Below are 22,519 nucleotides of genomic sequence, written 5' to 3'. Positions count from 1 at the left end.
GGCGATGAACGATGAAGACAGGACATGGGCTGCGGCGGTACTTCTTCGAGTACGTCGTCTACGACGCGATCCGGCTGGCGCGGCACAGAGCGAGCCAGGTCATCCCGATCTCACAGGCGAAGGCCATCAGGCTGCGCGCCGACGAGCGGCTGGCCCCGCTGGGCAGGTCTGTTGCCGACCCGCAGCTCGGTGTGCAGGACCTGTTGGCAGCGCTGGACGCGTCGATCCAGGAGTCCGTGCCGGGCTCCGGGCCGATCTTCACCGAGCACACGGTCACAGATCCGCTCCTGCAGCAGCTGCAGGCACGCTTCCTGCGCGAGGCAGGCCTGGCCAGCCCGGTAAACGCGGTTCCGGCCCTGCCGATCAGCCCGTACGACCCGGAGTGGTCGCAGCGGGCAACGATCAAGGGCGCGGGCACTGCCCTGGTCTATCTGCCGGACGAGACGATCGAACGGGACATGGGCGGCGAGACGAACCGGGCCGCGAGTCCCGAGCACGGGCAGGCAATGTTGTGGATCGCTGATTCCGGCGGCCGCCTGTCCGAGGCAGGTCTCGCGATGACCGACGAGGACGCCTCCGGGCTGACTGCGCTACGCGATTCGATGAGTGTCCGCGACTACCAGCAGGTGCGCCAGTGGGTTCTCGACGGCGGCCGCGATCCGCGCACCGGCAGAGTGGACCGCAACCGGTTCATGTCCGCCGCCGCCGTGGAGCGGTCGGTCGCGATGCTGCGGGAACTACAGGCCCAGGGACTCGGCTACGAGGTACGCCGGGACCAGAATCCAGGTCAGATCAAGGCCCGTGTCGCCGGGACCGGGATGGAGATCCGCCTCACCGAGCCCCGGCCCCGTGAGGACTATGCCGGCGCCCGCATCTACGACAACGGGATGGTCGTGCGCTACTCGACGAACCACAAGATCGAGCGGGGCAAGACAGCGCTGTACTCCCCCACTCCGGCCGAGGCCGTCGAACTGCTCCGCTTCGCGCAGGGCCGGGCAGTGGTACGTCAGGACCGTCCCGACCTGCTCGCCGGCCAGAACGGCTCGACGCACATCGAGACCGCCCGCAGAGGCCGCCAGGGCGCCGCCGAACCGGTCGAGATCGAGGACAGCTACCACGTCGGCAAGGACTCGATGTTCGTGGTCAAGGACTACCGGTCGGCTGGCCAGCGCCATCGCGAGGGCTCGAAAGTGATGCTTCGCCGTGAGGCAAACGACCGCAGCCTGCCCGAGTTCTTCGTCAATGCCGAGGCCGCCGAACAGTACCTCTCGAACGCCGTGGACAGCGCCCGGAAGAACCTGCGGGCATCACTGGATGCCGACAGTCTCATCGCCGCTTTTGACGAGCAGCGATCCGCCGGCCTGAACCTAGTCGAGTTCGAGCCTCCGCAATACTCCAGCGACCCCGAGATCGCGACCGTTCAGCGTTCCTACTGGGACGTTCTCACCGGGCATCGCGACGAGCTCTTGCGCCCTGGCGCAACGGAGCAGATGTACGAGGAGCGCCTCGGCATGATCGGCGAATTCCAGTCCTCCGGGCCCGGTATCGAACCGGACTTCGGCAACCTCGTCTACGGCGGCACCGCCGCGGAGAAGGTCCGGGCACACGCCGACGAGCTCGCCGACGAACTCATCGGCAGCTGGGAACCCGAGACGCTCCTGGTCGACGGCGAATTCGTTGAGCAACGCTTCGACCCGGTACGCGTCGCCAAGTACATGACCAGCCCGAAAGGCCAGTGGTCGAACCTCGACGAGCTCGCCCAGGCGTTGCGCCGGATCGAAGCCGGCCCAGGCGAGATGCGGGGCTCCGGATTCCAGACCGACCGGTTCAAGGATCGGCTCGTACGGTTCGACGAAACGACAGCCGTCCCTGCGGACGCGCACAGTTCGCTGTTCATGCGGCGCGTCGGTGACACCGTCCGTTCGAGCCTCGTGCGCAACGCGGCAGAGCCGGGCGAGGTTCTCATCGACCAGCAAGGAGTCATCCGCTGGACCGCAGAGAAGATGAGGCGTGACGGCTCGACCACAGCCGTCACCGGCCAGATCGGGCAGGTCTTCGACGTCGGCGAGCACGGCGAGATCATCACCAGCTTCATCAGCGGCGACAACGGCCTCATCGTGCCCGGATACGAGGCCCGCATCGCCCCCCAGGTGCCGGGCGAGACCAAAAGCGTCGAGGAGCGGACACTGCTGCGCGGCTACGAGCAGACGATGATCGACCGGATCGAGTACCAGCTCGCCAACGACCTGCTATCCGGCCGCAGCGAGGTTGGCGAGGGCTCGTCGCTCAACCGCGTCTACACACAGCTGTACGGCACCAAGCACGCAACCGACTTCATCGATCGTGCCCGCGACGAGGATTCCGGCCAGCTCGACCCCTGGACTGCAGCGATCCTGGCCACCGAAGCCAAACGGATCCGCTACTCGAACGAGATCAAGACCGGCTCAACGGTCTACGCGGAGCACCAGGCGGGCAAGGGCGAGTCCGACCCCGCCGACGACAACCACTTCGACCCATGGAAGCTCACCGGCGGCCGGAACATGGCGGTGCTCACCGGCACCGACCAGAACGGCGTCGCGGCACCCGGCGGCTACTTCGACCCGGTCATGACCGGAGGTGCGACCAACCAGGGCATCGTGCGCTACCTCACCGAAGACGCGACGGTGAGTCCCGAGGGGCAGATCATCCCCGGCGACCCGGCAACGTCATCCGGCGGGCGCGCCCCGCTGATGAACCGCCCCGAGCTCGAAACACTCCAGTACGACCCGTTCGACCGCCAGCAGATGACCGCGTCCACGCTGATGCAGTCATCGAAGATCACGCCGGCCACCGGGACCGCCATGATGACGTTCGGCGGCTGGACGGCAGACGACCCGATCGTGATCAGCCGCGAGTTCGCGCAGGCCAACCAGATCCGCGGCGCGGGTAATGAGCTGCGCGACCTGGTCGTCGGCGACAAACTGTCAGATCTTCACGGCAACAAGGGCGTGGTATCGCTGGTCGTCGACCGCAGCATGCGCTCAGAAGACGCCAGCAGGCAGCACGTCGAGCAAGAGGTCGCCTGGTTCCGCGCCAACCCGGACCTCCACGTGGTGATGAGCCCGTTCTCACTGATCTCACGGCGTAATGCGGGCTCGGCCCGCGAGCTCATGGCCGCCGGGGCCAAAGACTTGACGGTGCCAGGCGGTGGTGTGCGGGCAGGGAGCCTGGGCAGCATGCGGTTCATCGTCACCCACATGGCCGTCGACGAGAAGACGAAGATCTACGACGACGAATCGGTGCTGGCCGGCAAGGGCCGCAAGGCCTCTTCTCAGCTGGCCTGGGCGCTCGGTGCTCAAGACTGCCCCGCGATCATGCAGGAGTTCTACGGCCACAACGCCGGTGCCGAGGCAAACCTGCGCGAGTACATGCTCAGCGTGGGGCTCGCCATGGCAGCAGAGGGCACGCTGCACGTGATCGGTCGCGGCAACAATGACCGCGGGACGGGCCACGAAATGGTCGATGAACAGCCCGAGCGTCGCCTGTTCGCGATGCCTGAGCTGGTGCGAACCTCGAACGGCGGGCTTCATGTCGTGGCGATGCGCCGATCTTTCGGTGCGCTCATCGGCGACAAGGGCGGCGACCTCGAGATCCCGTTCCCGCTACGCTACCTGACCGGCGAACAGACCGAGGCGGCTTCCGGGACCTCCTGGAAAGTACCGGTGCTGTCCTCGCACCTGCGCTCGGGACAGGAGTTCGACGACGGCAGCGTGGTCACCCACGACTACACCAACCGCTACCTCGACATCCACGAGCAGGCCTGCCGCTACCGGGCGCTGCCAGACAAACTCACCGCCGGGTCCCTCGGCCAGGGCCAGCGCGAAGAACTCGTCGACGCCATGCGCCAGGCCGCCGCCCGTGCCCAGCGCAACTTCGAGGCCATCACCACCGACCTCGAGCAGCGAGTCTTCAGCGGGAAACACAACATCTTCAAGACCGGCCTCATGTCGAGCCGGCTCGCCGACTCCGCGACCGCCGTATGGACCGCAGACCCCCGCCTCGACATCGACCAAATCGCTGTCAGCCCGGTCATGGCCGATCATCTCGGCCTGATCGAGGGTGACCACGCGCTCGTCTGGCGCGATCCGGTGCTGCGCGACGCGGGCGTGCGCTATCTGCGCGTCGCGGTCGACCAGCGACTCACCGGCGTGGCCATCAACCCGGTGATGGACCAGTGCTTCGACGGCGATTTCGACGGCGACGCCGTCGCCGTGGTGAAACTGCACAGCCGGGCCGCGAAGGCCGAGGCCATGGCGAAGCTGTCGGTGCCGGCGAACCTCCTGGACACCGGTGTCGTGAGCGAGCAGGGCACACACCCGTTCGCCATGCAGGTCTCCCTCGACACCCAGGTGGCGCTCTCGAAGGACCCCGAGCTGCGCCAACAGCTGGACAGCCTGAGTGGCGCGGCGAACCTCATTCGCTGGGGCGCAGCCGATGAAGCTCCGGAGACGACCCGCGCGCGTCAGGACGACGTGACCGTCCGGCTGAGCGGCTTCTACCGCAGCGCCCAGCGGGGTGAGTTCGGCACGGCGCTGTCGTTCGCCGACCTGCAGTCACACCTGAACAGCGTGCGCGACGTCTGCGTCACCACCGGCGCCAAAGGCAACCTCCAGAAACTGACCGACTACGCCCGATACCTCGGGGGCCACAGAGGCCGCTCGGGCATCAATCGGACCGACCAGGAGGCCTCGATGTTCGCCACCGCGATCAAGGCCCATGGCACCGGTCTCGGTGGCTCGTACAGCCAGCGCGCCGTCCGCGCGCTGCGCAATGAGGACATGAAAGCCGTCCTCGAGGTCACCTACCCGGTGACGCAGTCCGTCCTGCAGGCCAAACATGACGCCGCCGAGGCCCGGCACAAGTACGAGATGCTGCAGGGCCCGGGGCGCGATCTGTGGCGTGGGCGTGTTCTGGAACACCTCGGGCCAGGCAAGTGGCGGGCGCAATTCGAGGACGGTGTCCCGCTCCAGGCGACACCTGAGCAGTGGGTGGAGCAGTTCGTTGACTTCTACCGGGCCAAGGACGGCTTCGCCGTCACCGTCAACCCTGAATACGTCGATCGGGTGGCCCAGGCGCTCACCGATCCGAAGACCGGGCTCGTACGCAACCTCGAAGACGATCCATCGCTGCAAGGCTCGTTGATGGATCGGATGGCGTACGGCGGCACCCTCGAGGACCTGATCATCGCCGCTGGCAAGCACGAGAACCTCTTCGACGGCGAGATGAACGAACAGTTCTGCTCAGCGGCCACGCGACAAGCCCGCCGGCTCGCCAACGGCCTGCTGCCGGATCCGGGGTCGCACGGTGAACTCACCCCACCAACCATCGCGGACGCCCTCGTTAAACGCGACGTCGTCACCGACGAGCACAGCACCGCACAGGCACGAGGCGACAACCGCCGCTCGACACATGCCGTCGCAGTGACCGCGGCAGCGCCGCGAAGCCGCGGGCCGGCCGCAGCGTACGCGCCGCTGATCGACCTTGAACCAGCCGCGCCCACCGACGGCGCCGGCTACGAAATGGAGAGCTGAGCACCATGGCGCAACGAAACAGCCGGGGCCGCAAGGCGCTCCCGATCTCCGGGAAACTGGTATTCGACCCGGCGAAGAGGCGGCACTGGCGAACTGGAGACCAGCAGCAGGAGCCAATCGACGCCGAGTGGTGGGAAGACGAGCCCTCCGGTCAGAACGGAACCGGCGGCTCCGGCTGGCAGGACCGGTGGGACCGCACCCGCGACTTCTTCAGTACCCGGGAGCGCCGCCGCGAGGAGGAACAGGTCCGTCGGCGCGAAGCCGACCGCGAGCAGACCAACGCAACCGCAGACCTCACGGACCGCGAGCAGCTCAAGCTGCTGCGCGAGAATGTCCGCGACGCCGGGACCAGGTACATGGAATCGCTGCGCGCGTCCAAGATTCTCGTGCGAGGGTTCAACGACGACGAGCGGGTCGAGAAGCTCAGCGCAATGCACCGCGTGCATGCCGAGACAATGGTGATGGCCGCCATGCGGCCGTTGAACGAGGGCGTCAGCGCGGCGTCGGTTGTGCGCGTGATGTCCACGATGGCGGCGATGTACCTGATGTCGCCGACGTTCCGCCACATCGTCAAAGAGCGCCTCGAACCAGTCTCGACGGCGATCCAGCAGCGCATCGACGCCAAGGCCGAGTCGAAGATGAACTGGGCACAGCAACTGGCATCAGGCCACGAGGCCGAACGCAGAGGGTCGCGACCCGATACTGACTCCGTTGATCCCGGCGGCTACCTGTCGAAGAAGTGGCAGAAACGCTACGCCGACCTCCAGTTTCGTGAGCGTGGCCACCGCGAGATGTTCACGCCACGCTCCGCGGGAATGACCGAGATGGCACTGACCGAGAACGCGTTCGCGGCCCTGCGTCAGCCCGGTGCGGACACCGAGACGATCATGGCCAGCTACACCACGATGATCGCCAGGCTGTACCGGCAGGCCGAAGAGGACGGCATCAGCCGAGAAGAAGTCACAGAGGCCTCGCGTGTCGTCCTCGGGCAGCGCATCCGGGAGGACCCGCGCGTGCAGGTGATGGTCAACGGGTTCGCCCACGGCCAATGGCACATGTCGCCCCCGCACGAGGAGCGGATCGCCGGGACAGACAAGATGCAGACGGTCTGGCGTGGCGACTTCGTGGACTGCACCGGATGGCCCGTCGATCCAACCCGGTACGAGGACGCCGGCAGCCGCCAGGGCGTGCTCGGCGCGTTCACCCTTCGCCCCCAGATGGGGCACGCCGAACATCGCGACCGGATGTCCGAGACCATGGCGATGACCATGTCGCACGCGGCGGCCCGCGGCGACATGGAAGCGTTCAACCAGGACCTCGCCGGCTACATGCTCGGCTGCGTCGCCCGCGCGCAAAAGGTCGACGGACAGGGGATGCCCGGCGCGCTGCCCGACCGGCTCTTCCAATCACGCACCATGCAGGCGGCCATGGCCGCTGACAGCGTGAGCGAGAAGGACCAACGGTTGCTCTACTCCAACGCCTACGCCGACGCGCTGGAAGCCGTCGACGCCTCCTTTCCGGAGTTCGCTCAACAGTGGGCGCAACGGTACGGGCAGAACTGGCAACAGTTCATCGCCCACGTCGGCAACGATCCAGCCGAGGCCTATGACAGGTGGCAGTCGCAGCAGCAGAGCACCTCCCCTGCCGCATCGAGCGCAAGCGAGCCCCGCACCAACGGCACCTCACAATCAGCGGGGACCGAGCACGAATACCAGGCCTGACGTCCGGTCCGGTCACACCGATCCCGTACTGCCGCAGTCAGTGACAATCAGCTTTGAGATGGAGAACTGAAGCTATGAGCAACCAGCACAAGGGCAACGGGCTCCCCCGCCCCAGCGAGACCGCCCTCGGATTCGGCTTCGTCACACCGGACGACCGGGCGAAGTGGGACCAGGCCCGGCACTACCAGCAACAGGACAAGACGCCCACCGCCGCCGCACAGTTCATCAAGTCTGCGATAGCGGCGGCGTCCGAAGTCGGCCGCGAACAGAACCAGGCCAGGCTGCGCGCAGCACACCAGGTCGCCGCCCAGGAGGAACGCGACCAGTCCAAGGAGACCCGGCGAACCATCACTCAGATCGAGACCGTGGACATCCAGGACCGCGACCTCCGTCACCCGCTGGACGAAGGCTTCGAGTTCTGACGGCCCATCAGCCGAGTTGGAGCCGAATGCCCAGCCGATGCCGACCATTCAAGAGATCTCTTCCGGTCAACCGAACCCAACAGAACCAGCGTTACGCCGAAGCAGAGAGCAGGGCCTGAACATGACCCAGGTGATGACCGACCAACATCAGCGCGTCGCGAAGCGCGAGTTCATCTCGCGCGTCGCAGCGCGCAGCGGGTGGCCGATCAAGACGGTCACCTCCGTCTACGAAGAGATCTTCGGCGAGCTCATGAACGCGGTCTCCCAAGGTGAGACCGTCGTATTGACTGGCTTCGGCCGCTTCTACCACCAGGCGCACAAGGGCCACAAGGTCCACTTCGGCCAGTCCGCGGTAGACGACTACTCGGTACTGAAGTTCTCTGCCTCGCCCATCGTGAACCGGCAGCTCGAGGGACAACCCAGTCCCACCGACGAAGCGATCGTGGAAGACGAGCCGGCCTGAACATGCATCCCGGACGCGGACAGCGGCCCAGACCGTCGCAGCCGTTCAGCAATGCAGCCGCTGCTAGCGTCAGTCTCGTGCCCAGCCTGCTGCAACCCGTCACCTTTACCGGACTGCCCGCGTACCAGGAATTCGCCAGGCAACTGCACCTGCGTGCGCCGGGCACAGTGGCTTCGCCGATCGTCGCCGGAGGCCTCGGCCAACTGGCCGAGGCGATCTGTACGGCCGATGCAGTGTTGCTGACCGGTCACGGCTACAGCCACACATCCTGGGGAACAGAGCCGCCGTGGCCATACGGCGATGCAGCCTGGTATGTCGGTGCGCGCAACTGGGGCTTCGGCACCACCCTGCCTGCCTTGGCCACGGCGCTACACGCCGCCGGGGGTATCACCGCCCGGCTTCTAACCCTTGACGCCTGCGAGAGCGGCAGCACGGCCGTCGTCGACACGTTCCGCAGCTTGATGATCCGCCCCGACCACGTCCTGATCGTCGCAGCGGATGGTTACATCGACTGGACCGCGGGCGAGCGCGCCATCCGCCATCTTGTCGACGTCGCCCACACGGGTATTCCGGCAATTGAGGCTGCCAGAACGCTGCCCAGCCTGGGGCCTTACTGCGTCGCATAGCCAACCGAGGCAGCGTCCAAGTCTGGAGGAGCGTCTGCAGGATCGACGCAGGCCCATGCTCGAAAAAAGAGTGCACCCCGGGCGCAATCGCGTCCGGAGTGCACTGTGTGCTCGAGGTTCATCGTGTGGAAGGCACAGATGTGGTGGTAGTCAATCGTCGGACAGGACCATGATGATGACGAGGACCAGAACCAGCGGGACAAGGATTGTCGTGGTCGTGGCAACGAGATGGCTCATGTCCAGAGGTGCCCGCAGCCAGGCGAGCAAAGAGTCCCAGGACCTGCTGACGCCGGTCACTACCCGAGCGAAGAACCCGGTGAGCCAGCCGGCCAGGACAGCGACGCTGCAGGCGGCGAATGCGCTGACTGCCACGACGCGACGAGTCGTGCTGAACATCAGCCGGCCTTCTTCTCGTCGGGGTCATCGTCGGCCGTCGCACGTTCGCCGACGTATCGACTGAGGAAGGCGTCGTTCAGCGGGTCGAAGCCCGTTCGGCCCGTGAAGTCCTCGTAGTAATCGACGGGATCTGCGTCGTACGGGTGGGGGCGCACCTGTCCGATCGCGTCGGCGATCCATGTGAGCTCGGCGCGCGCCTGCCACTTCGGTTTCGTGCCAAGGCCGAGCGCGATCGCATCAACGATGTCGGTGTCGGTCGCGTCTCCGTGGGCACCGGATCGGCGCGACGGAGGGTACTCGGGCTTCGGGACGAAGCCCACGGCCTTCATCACAGGGTCGGGCAGTCCCAGAGAGGCGTAGATCGCGCCGTACTCGTCGTCGACTCCAGCGTCGACGTCGAGTCCTCCGGTGAGATAGATCCAGTAGCCACCAATCGTCAACAAGGTGACGTCGGGTGTGTCCAGCGCTTCCTTGAGCTCGGTGAGCACGCGACGTCCGTACTTCTTGAGTGTCGCGAGATCGGTCATCTCGCAGGTCGGCTCTTCGGGGATGCCGCCATCGTCGTCGAGGAACTCGGCCTGAGTCTCAAGCTCGAACGAATCCCATTCGAAGACACTCGGATCGGTGATCTCGTCCAGAGCCTCCGAACCGGCATCCCAGTCGAGCTTGGCGTCCGGAAGCGAGGCGACGTACGCCGTGCTCATACTTGCACCCATAGCGGGCTCCTTAGTCGATTGAGTCAGGTAGAGGAAGGACAAGAGGCCAGCGCCGGGGATGGCGCTTCGATCAGAGGTCAGTTGTGCCCTCAGGTTGTTGCCTGGTGACCGCGCTCCGGGGCTGGGTCTTGCGTGGACAGATCGTTCAGGGCACACCTGCCGGAGACGTGCTCCTCAAGCCACCAGTCGTGATCGCGCTTCGCGTTGGTCGGCGAGGTGTAGCGCCCGGAGGTGTCCCGTTTCTCGTCACAATGGGGGCATCTGATCCAGGCCATCGTCGTCGCATTCTGTGGTGGTCGGGGTAGGCGGTCGATGAGCCGCTGCGCAACGCAGGGCAAGCACGATGAGCTGGTGGAGTTCGTCCAGTGGGCGGCGCTGGACGACGCCGAGCAGCCGTGAGGTCTATTTGCGGCTGATCACGGCCGCTGCTGCCAGCGCTGCAGGGCCGGGTTCCAGTCGGCCTCGGTGACTAGACGGTTGAGGTCTTCGGTCGCCTGAGGGTGGTCTGAGCCGCAGCGCACCCAGAAACCGTCCACGCTCGGGTCGCCGTAGACGTACCAGCCGAACTCGCGGCATTCGGCGATGCCCGGTCACTCACCGGACCAGGTGTCGTGTCCGCAGTCATGACTCTGTGACGCACCGAGCATGAGGCAGGACAGGCGCTGGCCTCCCGTGGTCAGGCATCGTGCGACGTCGCAGTCGTTGGCGTGCGGTTGTCGGGCTTCCGCGCTGCAATCCGGGCAGGTCCCCGGTTTGCTACTCACGGCTCGTGCCAGGTGACGGCGCCAGCCGCGGGTCGACGCGCAGTGGCCGGCCAGCGGCGAGGGCGCCAAGAGTCCGGACCCCACCGGAGGCGGGGCCCTCAGTGTTATAGGTGCGCAGGGCCGCGACCATTTCTCGCAGTAGCGCGATGCCGGCGTCGTCGGACTCTTCCCAGGCCCTGCGGGAGTGCAGTACGTCGGATTCGATGAGGTCGCGTTCGGTTGCCCATTGGTCGAACCGGCTGATCAGTTCGTCGAAGGTCTTCATTGGCGGTCCTGGACGCCGGCTTGGCGCAACTCCTCGAGCAGGCCCGCGATCTCGCTCCCCGCGAGGTCGTACACGAGCTTCAGGCTCGCGGTGTTGCCTGTCGTCAAGTAGCTGACAACCAGGTCCGAGGCTGCTTCCACAGATGTGAAGGTCTGCACGCCTCCGGCCCGCAGGCTCCGCCTGACAGCGGCCTCGACTCTCTTGCGGATCTGGCGATTGGCACCGTTCGGATCTCTGGCCGAACCGATCATGTAGTCAAGGGTCATGGTGGTTGTCTCCTCAAGACAGCCGTCGGTCGCGGACGGACGGGTGGGCCCATGCCGACGGAGGCTGGTAAGCATGGGCAGCGGGTACGGCGAGATACATGACGGTCTCGTCATCTGGCGCGGCGTCTAGGTCGTTCGCCGGAACTCGCCTCCAGCGGCGAGGCGTGGCGTTCTAGGAGGGTCTTCAGTACCTCGTACGGCGCCGTTGCAGCCGCCATCGATAGAGCGCGCTCGGGACGTGGTTCGACTTCCGCCGGTTGTGCCGCTCGCAGAGCAACTGCCCGTTCCACAACCTGGTTGGGCCTCCGCGGCTCCAGGGAATTATGTGGTCGGCCTGTGTTCCTTGCGCTAGGCAACGTCTCCACAGCGGCGGCTTGTGTTCGCAGCGGCCGGCGGCCTGGTGGATCAGTAGTTGCTTCTCGGGCCAGGTGTAGAACCGATTCGGGTCCCGACGCCGGCGGCCTCCGCCGGCGTGCACCACCAGGATCACGACGCCGAGCAGTGCGATCGCGGCCCAGATGACCAGAGGGTCCGCATGCATGGCGGTCACTGCAGGTCGTTGCTGAGGGCTATGAGGGCGCGTGCGACCGCAAGGACTCCGTTCCAGCCGGTGGCTGAGTGGTCGTCGGTCAGCTTGCGGATCTCGGTTCCTCGGGAGAGGAAGATGCCGCGGGCGTCGTCGTGGACTTCGATCATTGCGTACGGCTCATCGGGCTCGTTGGCGAGCACCGAGATCTCCAGGCCCGGCACGAGTCCGGATTCGCGCAGACCGTAAACAACCTGCTGGACGGCAGTAACGAACTCTGAGCGTCGCTGGAGCGGCAGGTGGCTGTCGTCGAAGATCTCAGGGTCTACGAGTGGCTCGCCGGTCGGTGAGCTGTCGGCGTTTCCCAGTGCACGGCTGAGTGCCTCATCGGAGATGGCAAGCACGGGACCAAGCTCCTCAACGGAGACGATGCGGCGCTCACTGTGCGATTCGGCGTTCGCGGCATCAGCGGTGGCGTCAGCAAGGCTCGCCGCCTGGACGACGGTCACGATACGGGCCTCATCGAGGCGAAGACGCGTACCGCGGGGCTCGCGACACTCGTCGCCCGGGTCCAGTTCGGAGATGACACGGTACTTGGGCATGTCAGACCCGAATTCTGTTGGTTGCGGCGTGAGCGGCGGACGAGCAAACAGCTTCGGGGTTCGCGGCGAGGTGTTCCGCCCAGGCCTGGGTGGTCTTGTCGAGGGCATAGCAGGCGGCAATGAAGCTGGTATCGAAGTCGGAAAGGTCCCATTCCCACGTGTCCTGGCCGAGGTAATCGTGGTGGTCGTTGAGCCACTGGTGCGCGTCCTCGCGGCTGCTCTCGACCTGGCGAGCGTCGTCGATCAGTGCTTGCCGACGTTCGGCCGGCGAGGTCTCGGGGATCGGCAGCCCGAAGTACTGCTCTTCGTCAGGCGAATTGCCGTCGATGTCCAGGTGCGCGCGAGGAGAGTTCTGGCGCAGGTGCTCGAGGTAGTCCTCGTAGTGGACGCCGTTGCGCGCGGTGACCCGGCGGGCGATCTCCACGGTCTTCTCGTACTCGATCTGGGCGTCGAGCCCGAGGACTGAGTCCTCTTGAAGGGTGTGCGTGACGTACCTGAGAAAGATGTTGTGGGAGTACTTTCGAACGCCGCGATAGCAGTCCCGTCCGACGATTTTCTCCGCCCAGTAGGCGAAATCGATCGATGGTGCACCGTCGGAATAGTGGCTGCGGTGACCGGCGCGGTCGAAGAAGGCGAGCATGTCCTCGATGCGCGCGAAGACGAACCCGGAAGCGAGGTCGCCGGACATGGCGAGGTGCCCAGGCCACGTGACGACATCCCAGCTCCAGATACCGCCCATCTGCGGGTCACGCATCCGCAGGTGCCGGTAAAGGCCGTCGTCACGGACGACGGTGAGCTCGTGTCCGGCAGTGTAATTGAGGAAGTTGAGGTACGTCTGGGTGTACGGATTCTCGGGCTTTTCATCAACCATGGCTGGCCTTTCAGTGTTCAAATCGGAGGCTCGACCGGCTATGGCTCATGCCTTGGACCGTCACGACAGGCAGAGTTGGCGACGGTCCTCGACCTGCAATAGTTCGACACCGGCACCTGCTGGACTGCGCGCCCGCGGGAGGCTCAGAAGTCAATGGAGTGCTGCCGGGTGCGGTGCAGAATCACGGAGACGGCAGTCCGTCTCTTCTCATCGCGCGGCCGGTCGTCCTGGTCGCGGATGTCGACGGTCTCGAAGGCACCGCGCGGCAAGACGTAGCCGTCCTTCGACGGCACGGCGTCGCGGACACGGAACTGCAGCGAGGTCTCCAGCTCCCAGGCGTCGATCGACTGCAGGCCCTCACGGTCGAAGAGGTCGACCTGGCCGGAGACGACATCGGTCTCCCCGTCGTCCCAGGTGATGTGGGCCTCGACGTGCGGGATGAAGCTCTCGTTGCGCTTGATGTTCAGGTCGCCGATCACATCGGCGAACTCCTCGCCGAGGTTCAGCTCGAAGGCGATCGCGCGGAGATGGTCGAAGTTCACGTCGTACTTGCGGGAGAAGTCGACGACCGTCGCCACCTGCGTTTCGTCGATCCCAGGCACCTGGTCGCGCAGATACTGAGCTACGGTCTCGGCGTCGGGGTAGGCGAAGCGCATGTGGTAGTGAAAGCGGCCGGGGCGGTTGAGCATGTAGTCGTTGACGCGGCGCAGCTCGTTGACCGAGAGGACATACAGGCGCTTCGTCGTACTGAGTCCGTCGAACAAGCTCAGGAACTGAGTCTGCGCCTCGTTCTCACCCTCGTTCGGGAAGACCTTCTCGAATTCGTCGAACACGACAACCGTTTCACCGAGCTCGTCCAGGAACGAAGCGAGACCTGGCGTGGCGTGCTGAACTAGCACCGTGGGCAAGCTCCGTTCAACGCGCATCCGCTCGGCGATCATCCGGACCATCAGGCTCTTGCCCATACCTTTGTCGCCGGACAGGATGACACCCAGCGACCGGTTCGTCGCCGAGTAGCCGCTGACGATCCGGCGGACTCGTTCCACGTGATTCCCATAGATGGCCTCCTCCCCCGATGCCAGCGGCTCGACGCGGTGGAGGGTGTAGCCGCTCAGCTCCGAAAAGGCGATCGTGTAGGTGGCGACCGGCAGTCGCTTGTAGGTCTGCACGGAGTCGCCGTACAGGCGGTACGCACCGCCGGAGGCGACGATCGTGGACGCAGGCATAGAGAAGCTCTCGCTTTCGCAGGAAGTGTGAGTAGGTGTGGGCTTGCTTGGGGGTTGGTTCTCGCCGCGGCGGTGCCAATGCCCTCGTGTCATCGGCGATCTCGTCGCGAGCTGGACTTGTCGGTCGACGCCAACTCATCGCAGGCATCCGATTCCGCCTCGTGACGTGTACGCCGGAGGGGCGCATCCGCCCGAATTGCCGGGCTCGCTTTGTAACCCGCCGGGCCGGCGGGACGGAAGCGATCGACAGCGACTGTCTCGTCAGCTCCGTGCACCCGTCCACAAGAACAGCTGCGCTTGGTGTTGCGAGATCCGCCAGGGTTCCCGTTGCCGTGCTCCCGTCCGCAGGGGCACTTCTTCCACTGGTAGTCCGGGAAGAGTTCGGCCGTGACCTCGGTATTGCCGGTGTCCATGGGTGCTCCTCTGACTGGGGCGATCGGCCCAACCTGTGTCGACTGGGCGCCGGCGGGCGATCGTCTGTGGGAACTCCTCAGCGCTGTCCGAGCCCAGTTCCGCTTCCGGCGACACGCCGTATCGGAGCGACAGCCCTAGATGCTCGGACCCCGGCACCGCTGGTGCTACGGTCCTACCGCTAAGACTCGGACCGAGAGCTGAGATCTGGCTGCGACGCCCCCGGACAGCCCGCAGTTGGAGTTGAGGGCAGGGACCATGCCCATCTCGTAGTGAAGACGACCTTGCAGCACACGGCCACGACACCCATTGCCTGTCCGGGCGGGCTAGATGGGATAGCCATGCCTCGCTACCTCGGTCGCACTGCTCTTCTTCGCGTCTCGTATACGCAGGAGCCCAAGTGGCTGGCCGCGCGAAACCTTGCCCGGGACGGTTCACCTGGTCTCGATGTCTGCACTCCTCAGCAGCGCGCGCTCAGGTTCTTCCTCGGCATGCTCTTCCTGAACCAGAACGAGAAGATCGCTGCGCGGCAGGGTGATCTGGCGGTCTGTGCCAGCTGCGAGATCCTCCGCGAGAACATCGTGATCTCCCCAGGGCATAACGAACTGGTGCTGCTGAGTGACATCCATCAGCATTTCATCCAGAAGATCTTGCCCAGGGACTACGCCGGCTCGGTGTCAGGGATCCCTGGCCTGCGCTGCTACGAAGCAGACGAATACGGGCGGTGGTACCGGTTCCTGCATCTGCCCACTGGCGGATTCCTCCGCCTGCAAGGGACGCTGAAAGCAAAAAACGCCTACACAAAGCCAACCACGGCCAGCAGCGGTCACGGCTGGTCGCGACGGTGGAATACGACCGACGCGAGTACGCCATTGACACCAGGCGAGGCGAAGATCGCGGCAGCTATGCCTGCGTCGACCCCAGACCTGCAGACGCTCATTGCGGGCGTCGTAGTGCGGCTGACCAGCCAGCATCCCGACTCTGTCTGGGCCCTCGGCTCCCTGCTGTGGGACCCGCTGCAGCGCGACCAGTCGGAGTCCTTCCCCCGGCTACGGCGCACCTTATGGAAGACGAAAGGCCGATGGAACCTCGCGTTCAACGGCCCCATACCTGCCGAGGACATCGCGTCAGCACTCACCGATCCAGCTATTGGCATCCCCGGCGCCCACATCGGCGATCCATCGGAGCCCACTGCCGTGATCCTTGGATCCGCGACCCTGCACATCCGGAAGTTTCGCCCGTCAGAAAAAGACCGCCACTGGCTGCCGCCGGCGGGCACGACCCTCAGCGCAACCCATCGCCGATCTCAAGACCGGAGCACCAAAATGGACCTGGCAGCTCACATCCACGAGAGCAACCCCGACATCGTTACTGGAACCGAGCTGTCACCGAACGAGAAGTACAACAAGGACTTCATGGCAACGCCGGCGGCGCTGCTGCTCGGACAAGTGGGCACAGTACTGCGGACATCGCTGTTCAGCGATCGTACGAGAAGGCAGTGGATGGACATGTGGCAAACAACCACAGACATCGCACGATTTGAGTGGATCAACGGTCCGGAGATGCCCGAGGTCGTCACACGGCTAGCCGCCAAGGACTACAGCGACGGCGAGTTCGGAGGCGTCCCCGGCCTGCGCATCGAGAGCTGTGGCGAGCATCAGGCCGAAATGGTCTGGTACGGCGAAGATGAGCCGGTCATCCTTCATCTGTCGCGCATTACGTCACGCCGAACCCCGCGAGCTGAGCATCCTGAATCCGCCGAAGCGGCATCAGCCAGCTCTGTTGTTCGGGCTGGGGATTCGTCCTAGGGGCGAGGCGATGCCGGTCGGACGGTAGACGCCGTCTGCTTTGCCGAGTACCGACTCGGTCAGAGCGATGGTTGCCGGCATGAGGAACGTCGCTACGAGGGCAGCCAAGCGCTGCTCGTCGGCGAGTACAAGGTCAGGGATTTGCCCAGGAGTGGCGAAAAAGTGCTCCGCACGGTCAACGAGGCTGGCCGTGCGGGATTCCCGAGAGGGGAAGTGTTCGGCGATGGTTTGGCCGGGACCGTAGACAGTGATGACCGAGTACAGCACCTGTGGTGCCCCAGCGTGTTGTGAGGCCGGGTGCTGGTAGCTCCGTCTTGAGGTGGTGCATTCGTAGACCTGGATGTCCCATCGACGGCACAGTTCCGCGATGTTGTTGATGACCCTGTCGGGGTTGGCGCTTGCGTGAGCGTGATGCAGTTCGTGGATCATGGAGGCGCGCTCTGGAGTGATTGTTCCGGCCAGGAGGTCAGAGCTGGTCAGGACACCGATGCACTGGTCCAGTCGTTTCTGGCGTGTCTCGTAGTGGCCGCGGAAGATGATCCGGTTGTCGTGGCAGATGATCAGGTCGTAGGTGGCGTGGGGGCTCTCGATGAATTCGCCGGTCTCAGGGCGGGCTCCGATGGCTGTCACAGCGAACTCCCTTGGCTGCTTCGTTGGTTGGGTGGGAACACCGCAGAGGTAGGCGTGCTCGCTGAACGAGGTACCTACCTCTGCGGTGTGTGAAGGACGCCTGTCGTCAGACGGCTTGGGCGACCGTGGAATAGTCGCCGAACGCCCCGGGATCGGCGCCGTCGTCGTCCAGAAGATCCGGATCGACGCCGGCTGCACGTGCAGCGGTCTGGGCGTCGCGCTTGGTGAGCAGGCTGACGATCTGCGCGTAGCTGCTCTCGATCGGCGGGTTCTTCACCGTGCCGTAGGACAGGATGTATTCAGTCTTCTTGGCTCGGGTGAACGCGACGTAGAACTCGCGACGGCTCGCCTGGGTCGTCGCAGCGCTTTCCTTGTGCAGGACCACGACGTTGTCGAACTCCATGCCCTTGGCACCGTGGATCGTCGAGACCACCAGGTCGGCATCGGACTCGGCGTTCTTGGCTTTGCGGTCACGGTTCTTCTGGTTCACCAGCGACTGGCGCACCGCGTTGTGACGGATCTCGAACGACAGCAGACTGTCTCGCAGGCGCTCGAAGAAGTCGTCGCGCGTGAGCACGCCTTGCTGGTGAAGCTGTTCCCACCCGCGGACGATGACAGCGTTCTCAAGCCACCACTTCTGCACCATACCGATGACCGCGAAGACGACTTTCTGGTTGCCGGCGTTCTTGGTCAGCTTGTCCAGGTTGTCCTTGATGCCTTGAGTCACCACGAACGAGGCGGCGGGAGGCTGGACCTGGAGGACGTCGTTCCAGTACAGCTTGATGTACTTGGAGAAGACGTCGGTCGCAAAGACTCTGTCGCTGACGAGCGACGCGACATGCCGCTGGGGATAGACCTGTTCCAGCGCAGTCTGGATCACGGTCACCTCGCGACGCGAGTACGCCAGGAAGCACACCTGCTCACCACGGGCCAGGCAAGCATCGACGTAGCGCGAAATGGTGCGGCCTACGATGCCGGCCAGATCCTGGGCGACGAACGAGGTCAGCTTCGGCACGGCGCGGTAATCGAGCGTCACCTTTTCCTGGAAGGATTTCGCCGTCGGGACTGCTAGGGAGTTGGCCTGCAGCTGGATGCCGGCGAACTGGTTGGTTTCCAGGTCGCCGAGTACGACGTTCGCGAAGTCCAGGATCTCCTGGTTGGACCGGTAGTTGGTCGTCAGCTTGAAGGTCGCAAACACCCCTGAGCCTTCCAGGGTGTTGAGGGCGCGCGGGTTCGCCGACCGGAACTCGTACAGGGTCTGGCTGGCGTCGCCGACGATGAACAGGGACTGGGCGTGTTTGGTGATGTACTTCAGCAGGTAGATGAACTCAAAGATCGAGTTGTCCTGCACCTCGTCGATGATCAGGTACTTGCACTGCACGTTGGTCGGCTCGAGCATGGTGTCGATCCGCTGGTAGCAGATGATGATTTCCAGCTCGAGCGAGGTTTGCTTGATCATGTCGAGCAAGGCGATGACCTCATCGAAGTGGTTCTCGATGTAGGTGTTCAGGGCCGTGAACGCGCCTGTCTTGTTCTGGTCGACCTCGAGCAGTCGTAGCCGGAATCCGGCAGCGAAGTCGCTGGTCGGGTAGAAGATGTCGATCGAGTTGATGATCGTGTCGATACTGGACAGCTCGTGCATCGGGTGATTCAGCTGGTAGATGTCGTTGATCATCCGGGCGATGGTCATCGATCCGACGTCGGGGTTCTTCGCGGTGATGTTGTCGGCTGCAGCGTTGGTGAAGCTCAGCACCGTGACGTCGGAGGCGGCAACACCGCAGCTCCCCAGGTACTTGATGCGTTCGAGGATCACGGTGCTCTTGCCGGTTCCTGCGCCGGCCTGGACCATCACGAGCGGTTCGTGGGTCGTGAGGGCAGCGCGCTGCTGGACCGACAGGTGTGCCGGCATGACCGGGGCCAGGCCCGGCGCGGCGACGGTGGTCAGCTGCGACTTCATTCCTTCGAGGTGGAACAGCGTGTGACTCATCAGTAGGTTGAGGTTCTGCTTGGACAATGCCGCCGCGGTTTCGTCGTCGAAAGTGGTCTCGATCTTCTGATGGATCGAGCGGTAGGCCTCGAGGGGGACGTTGTAGTTTTCCAGGTAACGCAGCTGCACGGCGAGGGCGTTGAGGTGCTGCTTCGTGGGCGAGGCCGGAAGACCGTCGATGTAGGCGAGGATCTCTTCGGCGATCACTTCGGAGTCCCAGATTTCGGCCTGACGGGTGATGCGGTCGTGGATGTTGAACTCGTTGGCCAGCCAATCGACCAGCAGGTCAGGGTTTCGGTGGGTCAGGCCAATCGCTCGCAGGACCTCGGTCACGAAGGCACCCGCGTTGTCCATCGGGCTGTTGTCCCAGCTCACGAAAGCAGCGGCGGTGTGATGTCCGGGACCGGACGTCGTCGAGGCGATCGGCGTACGCTCGGGCTCGGCGTGGCCCTTCCTGAAGAAGTACAGCTCCATCCGGTACTGGACGACGAGGTCGCGGCTCATCTTCGGAGCGCCGTTCGCGCCGCCGCCGTTGGCGTCTTCGACGAGCTTGGCCCCCTGCGGCGTCATGTCGAAGGCGACGTCCCAGTCTGTCGAACCGGTCTCCACAGCACACCGGTCCTGGTCCTGCGGAGTAGCGAGAGTGAAGGAGCCGCCGGCCTCGGTGAGTGCGCGGCGCAGCACCGGCGCGAACGGGATGCTGGCGGTCGTGATGCCGTGCTGGGTGGAACTCGACTTGACCTCGATGTGGTCGATGGTGCCTGCGGCATGGGCACTGTTGCGGGAGGTGCTGGCCGGGCGCAGGTCGCCGCGGAGCAGTCCTGTCTTGTGTTTGCCGTTGCCGGTGAGCTTCGAGGAGAAGAACTTCGGGTCGACGACCTTGACGGTGGTCGGCATCGTGAGATCGATGTCGTCAAGTAGGAGAGGCATTGTGCGCGCTTTCTGTGATCCGGCGAGAAGGGGCTGGAAGGCATGCCGCAGGGCATCGGCGTGCTGCGCGAAGAGGGGTCGGCGATGTTCCTTCCTGCTTGTGAAGGAGCAGGCGGTGACCACTGGGTGCGACTCGGAGAGCCGAGCCGGGAAGGGTTCGCGAAGAGGTGGGCAGATGCCTCGTGTCCCCACCCGTCGGGGCCGTGAGGCCCCGGGCACCGCGCGCCGAAGGCAGCGCGCGGTGGATTGCGCCAGGACCGCGCGCGTACCCGAGCGTCCGGACTGTTGCTTTCAGCTGATGTTCAGTCGCTGAGCTCGGGGGCGACCGGGGCGGGAGCAACTTGCTGTGCCGCGGTGATCGGAGGTGTCGTCTGTGCGGCGATCAGGATGTCTTCGATCCAGGCCCTGATTGCACGCGCGGCGGGACGAGCCCCATGGCTGGGTACGAAGGTTCGCTCGGACATGGCAGACAGCTCAGCGTCCGGGAGCGCTGCAGGGAGGACTTGATTGAGCCGAGGCTTAGCGTCGACGGCTTGTCCCCGCTGATGCGCGTAGTGCGCGGTCAAGACGTCGCGGTAGGTCTGCTCGTCGATGGGGTTGAAGCCGACGATCGTCGAGAAGCGGCCGAGCAGCTCGGCGTCGAAGAACTGCGCGAGGGCCGCCTTGAGGCTGCGGTTCGAAACGGCCTTCGGGCTACCGCCGAAGCCGACCTGCTGGCCGTCAAGGACGTCGCGGGCTGCGTTGGTTGTCGCGATGACGAACGCCTTGGAGAAGTCGATCCGCTTGCCTCGTGCCGTGGTGATGAAGCCCGCATCGAGGGCCTGAAGGAACAGGCGTTGCACTGCTCGGTCGGCCTTCTCGAACTCGTCGAGCAGGATGACCCTGTGCGGATTGGATTCGAGCGAATCGAACGGCAGTTCGGCGTTCGAGTCCGACCCGATGTAGCCGGGAGGCGCGCCGATGATCCGGGAGATGGACGACTCGTGGTGATACTCGGTCATGTTCAGCACGATCGGCTCCTGGCCGGCCAGGTGCTCGGAGATCACCTTGGCAGTCTCGGTCTTGCCGACCCCGGAAGCGCCAGCGAACAGCCAGGCCACTGGTGCTGTGCGCGGGAACACCTCCAGCTGCTCACGCGCGATCTGGTCGACCAGGGTGGCGAGCACGCAGTCCTGGCCCTGCAGCCGCTCGGTCAGAGCGGCGCTCAGCAACGCGACGTCGAAGACGTTCTTCATCGCGTTGCCGGTGACAAGCCGACGAGCAACGTCGACAACCCGGGTCTCGGTGAGCGGCACGCACGGGATCGCTTGGAGTGCCTGCACGGCTGCGGTATCACCGGCCGCACTCGCCACAGCAATGAGCCGTTTCTGCTCGAGGACTCGGTTGGCCATCGCCCGGTCCAGGAGCGTGATCGCGTTGTCGGGTCGGTGGGATCCTAGGTGCGAGTTCGCGTCGGCTATCCGGACCACGGTGGCCAGAACGTCGTCGGTGACGCTGATCTGGTACCCGTAGTGAGCCAGCAGGCCGGGCCGGATCTTCTCCAGCACGGTTCCTGTCTGCTCGGGCGTGATTTCGTCGACGATGAGCCGGGAGAAGCGGCGTTTGAACGCGGGGTCGTCGTCGAGAGAGCGTGCCTCCTGCATGGTCGTGGCACCGATGACGATCATGTCGCCGCGTGCCAGGGCGGGCTTGAGGATCTGCGCGACTTTCCCGTAGGTGCCACCGTCGGATCTGGTGGTGAGCTGATGGATCTCGTCCATGAACAAGATGACCTTGTTCGCGGGATCCGAGGCATAGGTGACGACCGCCTTCACCTTCTCCTCGAGCGCACCTACCAGCGAGGATCCGGCGACGAGATTCGAGAGTGGCAGCTCGTACACCGTGTGGTTCCTGAGCCGATCCGGGATGAGGGTGTCGCCGAGGGCAATGCGCCGGGCAATGTCTTCGACGATTTTGGTCTTGCCGACACCGGCGGGACCGACCAGCAGCGCGTTGGGCTTGGTCCTTCCGATGAGTATCGAGAGCATCTGCTCGATCAGCCTGTCGCGGAACAGCGTGGGCTCGGCGTTTCGGTACTTCTCGTTGTAGTCGATGAGCATCTCTTCAACGACATTGCCGTTGGTGTCCTCGTCGTCTCCGATAGGCAGACCGACAGCGAAGCCGGACGGGCCACCGGGTCCACTCGGCGAACCCGTGTCATCGTCGGGACGGCCTGTGAAGTTCTGGAGGCCCATTGATCGTGCTCCTTCGCGGGTGAAATGTGGCGAGACGGGACGACGGTGCCGCCCGAGTGGGCAGCACCGTCGTTGGGGAGCGAAG

At 64.9% G+C, this 22,519-nt stretch carries 18 protein-coding genes; 7 read left to right on the top strand and 11 right to left on the bottom strand.

What is annotated here, in order from left to right; all coding sequences use genetic code 11:
• Positions 1–11: 11 nt before the first annotated feature.
• From ACFCV3_RS32440 to ACFCV3_RS32420, 5 genes are all read left to right on the top strand, one after another.
• Complete coding sequence (locus ACFCV3_RS32440) at positions 12–5,570, top strand: hypothetical protein (protein WP_376036468.1); 5,559 nt, start codon at positions 12–14, stop codon at positions 5,568–5,570.
• Positions 5,571–5,575: 5 nt separating this feature from the next.
• Complete coding sequence (locus tag ACFCV3_RS32435; RefSeq protein WP_376036466.1) at positions 5,576–7,291, top strand: hypothetical protein; 1,716 nt, start codon at positions 5,576–5,578, stop codon at positions 7,289–7,291.
• A 74-nt stretch (positions 7,292–7,365) separates the two neighbouring features.
• Positions 7,366–7,713 carry a hypothetical protein gene (locus ACFCV3_RS32430; RefSeq protein WP_376036463.1) on the top strand — a complete coding sequence of 116 codons (348 nt, stop codon included), beginning with the start codon at positions 7,366–7,368 and terminating at the stop codon, positions 7,711–7,713.
• Between the two features lie 133 nt (positions 7,714–7,846).
• Positions 7,847–8,176 carry an HU family DNA-binding protein gene (locus tag ACFCV3_RS32425; protein ID WP_376036461.1) on the top strand — a complete coding sequence of 110 codons (330 nt, stop codon included), beginning with the start codon at positions 7,847–7,849 and terminating at the stop codon, positions 8,174–8,176.
• 77 nt (positions 8,177–8,253) lie between these two features.
• Positions 8,254–8,802 carry a hypothetical protein gene (locus ACFCV3_RS32420; RefSeq protein ID WP_376036459.1) on the top strand — a complete coding sequence of 183 codons (549 nt, stop codon included), beginning with the start codon at positions 8,254–8,256 and terminating at the stop codon, positions 8,800–8,802.
• Positions 8,803–8,952: 150 nt separating this feature from the next.
• Here the strand turns inward: ACFCV3_RS32420 and ACFCV3_RS32415 are convergent, their stop codons facing one another.
• Entirely contained in the window at positions 8,953–9,198 is a 246-nt protein-coding gene (locus ACFCV3_RS32415) for a hypothetical protein (RefSeq protein ID WP_376036456.1), read from the bottom strand.
• The gene (locus ACFCV3_RS32410) at positions 9,198–9,914 is read right to left on the bottom strand and encodes a hypothetical protein (RefSeq protein WP_376036454.1); all 717 of its coding nucleotides are present in this window, start codon (positions 9,912–9,914) and stop codon (positions 9,198–9,200) included. Before ACFCV3_RS32410 ends, ACFCV3_RS32415 begins: the two co-directional genes overlap by 1 nt.
• 231 nt (positions 9,915–10,145) lie before the next feature.
• Between ACFCV3_RS32410 and ACFCV3_RS32405 the strand changes: the two genes are divergently transcribed.
• Positions 10,146–10,313, top strand: coding sequence for a hypothetical protein (locus ACFCV3_RS32405; RefSeq protein ID WP_376036453.1), 168 nt, complete (start codon positions 10,146–10,148; stop codon positions 10,311–10,313).
• Between the two features lie 357 nt (positions 10,314–10,670).
• On the opposite strand, the gene ACFCV3_RS32400 is transcribed toward ACFCV3_RS32405, so the two are convergent.
• The 6 genes from ACFCV3_RS32400 to ACFCV3_RS32375 form a co-directional block, all read right to left on the bottom strand.
• Positions 10,671–10,943 carry a hypothetical protein gene (locus ACFCV3_RS32400; RefSeq protein ID WP_376036451.1) on the bottom strand — a complete coding sequence of 91 codons (273 nt, stop codon included), beginning with the start codon at positions 10,941–10,943 and terminating at the stop codon, positions 10,671–10,673.
• Positions 10,940–11,209 (bottom strand): hypothetical protein, encoded by a 270-nt coding sequence (locus tag ACFCV3_RS32395; RefSeq protein WP_376036449.1) that lies wholly within the window; start codon positions 11,207–11,209, stop codon positions 10,940–10,942. Before ACFCV3_RS32395 ends, ACFCV3_RS32400 begins: the two co-directional genes overlap by 4 nt.
• Positions 11,210–11,393: 184 nt before the next feature.
• On the bottom strand, positions 11,394–11,750 hold the full coding sequence (locus ACFCV3_RS32390; RefSeq protein ID WP_376036694.1) for an HNH endonuclease: 357 nt from the start codon (positions 11,748–11,750) through the stop codon (positions 11,394–11,396).
• A 5-nt stretch (positions 11,751–11,755) separates the two neighbouring features.
• Positions 11,756–12,337 carry a hypothetical protein gene (locus tag ACFCV3_RS32385; RefSeq protein WP_376036446.1) on the bottom strand — a complete coding sequence of 194 codons (582 nt, stop codon included), beginning with the start codon at positions 12,335–12,337 and terminating at the stop codon, positions 11,756–11,758.
• 1 nt (position 12,338) lies between these two features.
• Complete coding sequence (locus ACFCV3_RS32380) at positions 12,339–13,208, bottom strand: hypothetical protein (RefSeq protein WP_376036443.1); 870 nt, start codon at positions 13,206–13,208, stop codon at positions 12,339–12,341.
• 143 nt (positions 13,209–13,351) lie between these two features.
• The gene (locus ACFCV3_RS32375) at positions 13,352–14,434 is read right to left on the bottom strand and encodes an AAA family ATPase (RefSeq protein WP_376036441.1); all 1,083 of its coding nucleotides are present in this window, start codon (positions 14,432–14,434) and stop codon (positions 13,352–13,354) included.
• 683 nt (positions 14,435–15,117) lie between these two features.
• On the opposite strand from ACFCV3_RS32375, the gene ACFCV3_RS32370 reads away from it, so the two are divergent.
• Positions 15,118–16,653, top strand: a complete 1,536-nt coding sequence (locus ACFCV3_RS32370) for a hypothetical protein (protein WP_376036438.1) — start codon at positions 15,118–15,120, stop codon at positions 16,651–16,653.
• On the opposite strand, the gene ACFCV3_RS32365 is transcribed toward ACFCV3_RS32370, so the two are convergent.
• The 3 genes from ACFCV3_RS32365 to ACFCV3_RS32355 form a co-directional block, all read right to left on the bottom strand.
• Positions 16,615–17,283: a hypothetical protein gene (locus ACFCV3_RS32365; RefSeq protein WP_376036435.1), complete on the bottom strand. Its 669-nt coding sequence runs from the start codon at positions 17,281–17,283 to the stop codon at positions 16,615–16,617. The genes ACFCV3_RS32370 and ACFCV3_RS32365 overlap by 39 nt on opposite strands.
• 106 nt (positions 17,284–17,389) lie before the next feature.
• Entirely contained in the window at positions 17,390–20,200 is a 2,811-nt protein-coding gene (locus ACFCV3_RS32360; protein ID WP_376036434.1) for a UvrD-helicase domain-containing protein, read from the bottom strand.
• 302 nt (positions 20,201–20,502) lie between these two features.
• The gene (locus ACFCV3_RS32355) at positions 20,503–22,434 is read right to left on the bottom strand and encodes an AAA family ATPase (protein WP_376036432.1); all 1,932 of its coding nucleotides are present in this window, start codon (positions 22,432–22,434) and stop codon (positions 20,503–20,505) included.
• Between the last annotated feature and the right edge of the window lie 85 nt (positions 22,435–22,519).

It is taken from the genome of Kribbella sp. NPDC056345, from assembly GCF_042262745.1.
Taxonomy (GTDB): Bacteria; Actinomycetota; Actinomycetes; order Propionibacteriales; family Kribbellaceae; genus Kribbella.
The sequence above is the reverse complement of the archived record's forward strand: the minus strand, read 5'-3'. Positions and strand labels throughout refer to the sequence as shown.

Bases quoted from the DNA above. Each gene is read 5' to 3' on its own strand.
- ACFCV3_RS32440 (WP_376036468.1), top strand. From the start codon at position 12: ATGAAGACAGGACATGGGCTGCGGCGGTACTTCTTCGAGTACGTCGTC.
- ACFCV3_RS32435 (WP_376036466.1), top strand. From the start codon at position 5,576: ATGGCGCAACGAAACAGCCGGGGCCGCAAGGCGCTCCCGATCTCCGGG.
- ACFCV3_RS32430 (WP_376036463.1), top strand. From the start codon at position 7,366: ATGAGCAACCAGCACAAGGGCAACGGGCTCCCCCGCCCCAGCGAGACC.
- ACFCV3_RS32425 (WP_376036461.1), top strand. From the start codon at position 7,847: ATGACCGACCAACATCAGCGCGTCGCGAAGCGCGAGTTCATCTCGCGC.
- ACFCV3_RS32415 (WP_376036456.1), bottom strand. From the start codon at position 9,198: ATGTTCAGCACGACTCGTCGCGTCGTGGCAGTCAGCGCATTCGCCGCC.
- ACFCV3_RS32410 (WP_376036454.1), bottom strand. From the start codon at position 9,914: ATGGGTGCAAGTATGAGCACGGCGTACGTCGCCTCGCTTCCGGACGCC.
- ACFCV3_RS32400 (WP_376036451.1), bottom strand. From the start codon at position 10,943: ATGAAGACCTTCGACGAACTGATCAGCCGGTTCGACCAATGGGCAACC.
- ACFCV3_RS32395 (WP_376036449.1), bottom strand. From the start codon at position 11,209: ATGACCCTTGACTACATGATCGGTTCGGCCAGAGATCCGAACGGTGCC.
- ACFCV3_RS32390 (WP_376036694.1), bottom strand. From the start codon at position 11,750: ATGCATGCGGACCCTCTGGTCATCTGGGCCGCGATCGCACTGCTCGGC.
- ACFCV3_RS32385 (WP_376036446.1), bottom strand. From the start codon at position 12,337: ATGCCCAAGTACCGTGTCATCTCCGAACTGGACCCGGGCGACGAGTGT.
- ACFCV3_RS32380 (WP_376036443.1), bottom strand. From the start codon at position 13,208: ATGGTTGATGAAAAGCCCGAGAATCCGTACACCCAGACGTACCTCAAC.
- ACFCV3_RS32375 (WP_376036441.1), bottom strand. From the start codon at position 14,434: ATGCCTGCGTCCACGATCGTCGCCTCCGGCGGTGCGTACCGCCTGTAC.
- ACFCV3_RS32360 (WP_376036434.1), bottom strand. From the start codon at position 20,200: ATGCCTCTCCTACTTGACGACATCGATCTCACGATGCCGACCACCGTC.
- ACFCV3_RS32355 (WP_376036432.1), bottom strand. From the start codon at position 22,434: ATGGGCCTCCAGAACTTCACAGGCCGTCCCGACGATGACACGGGTTCG.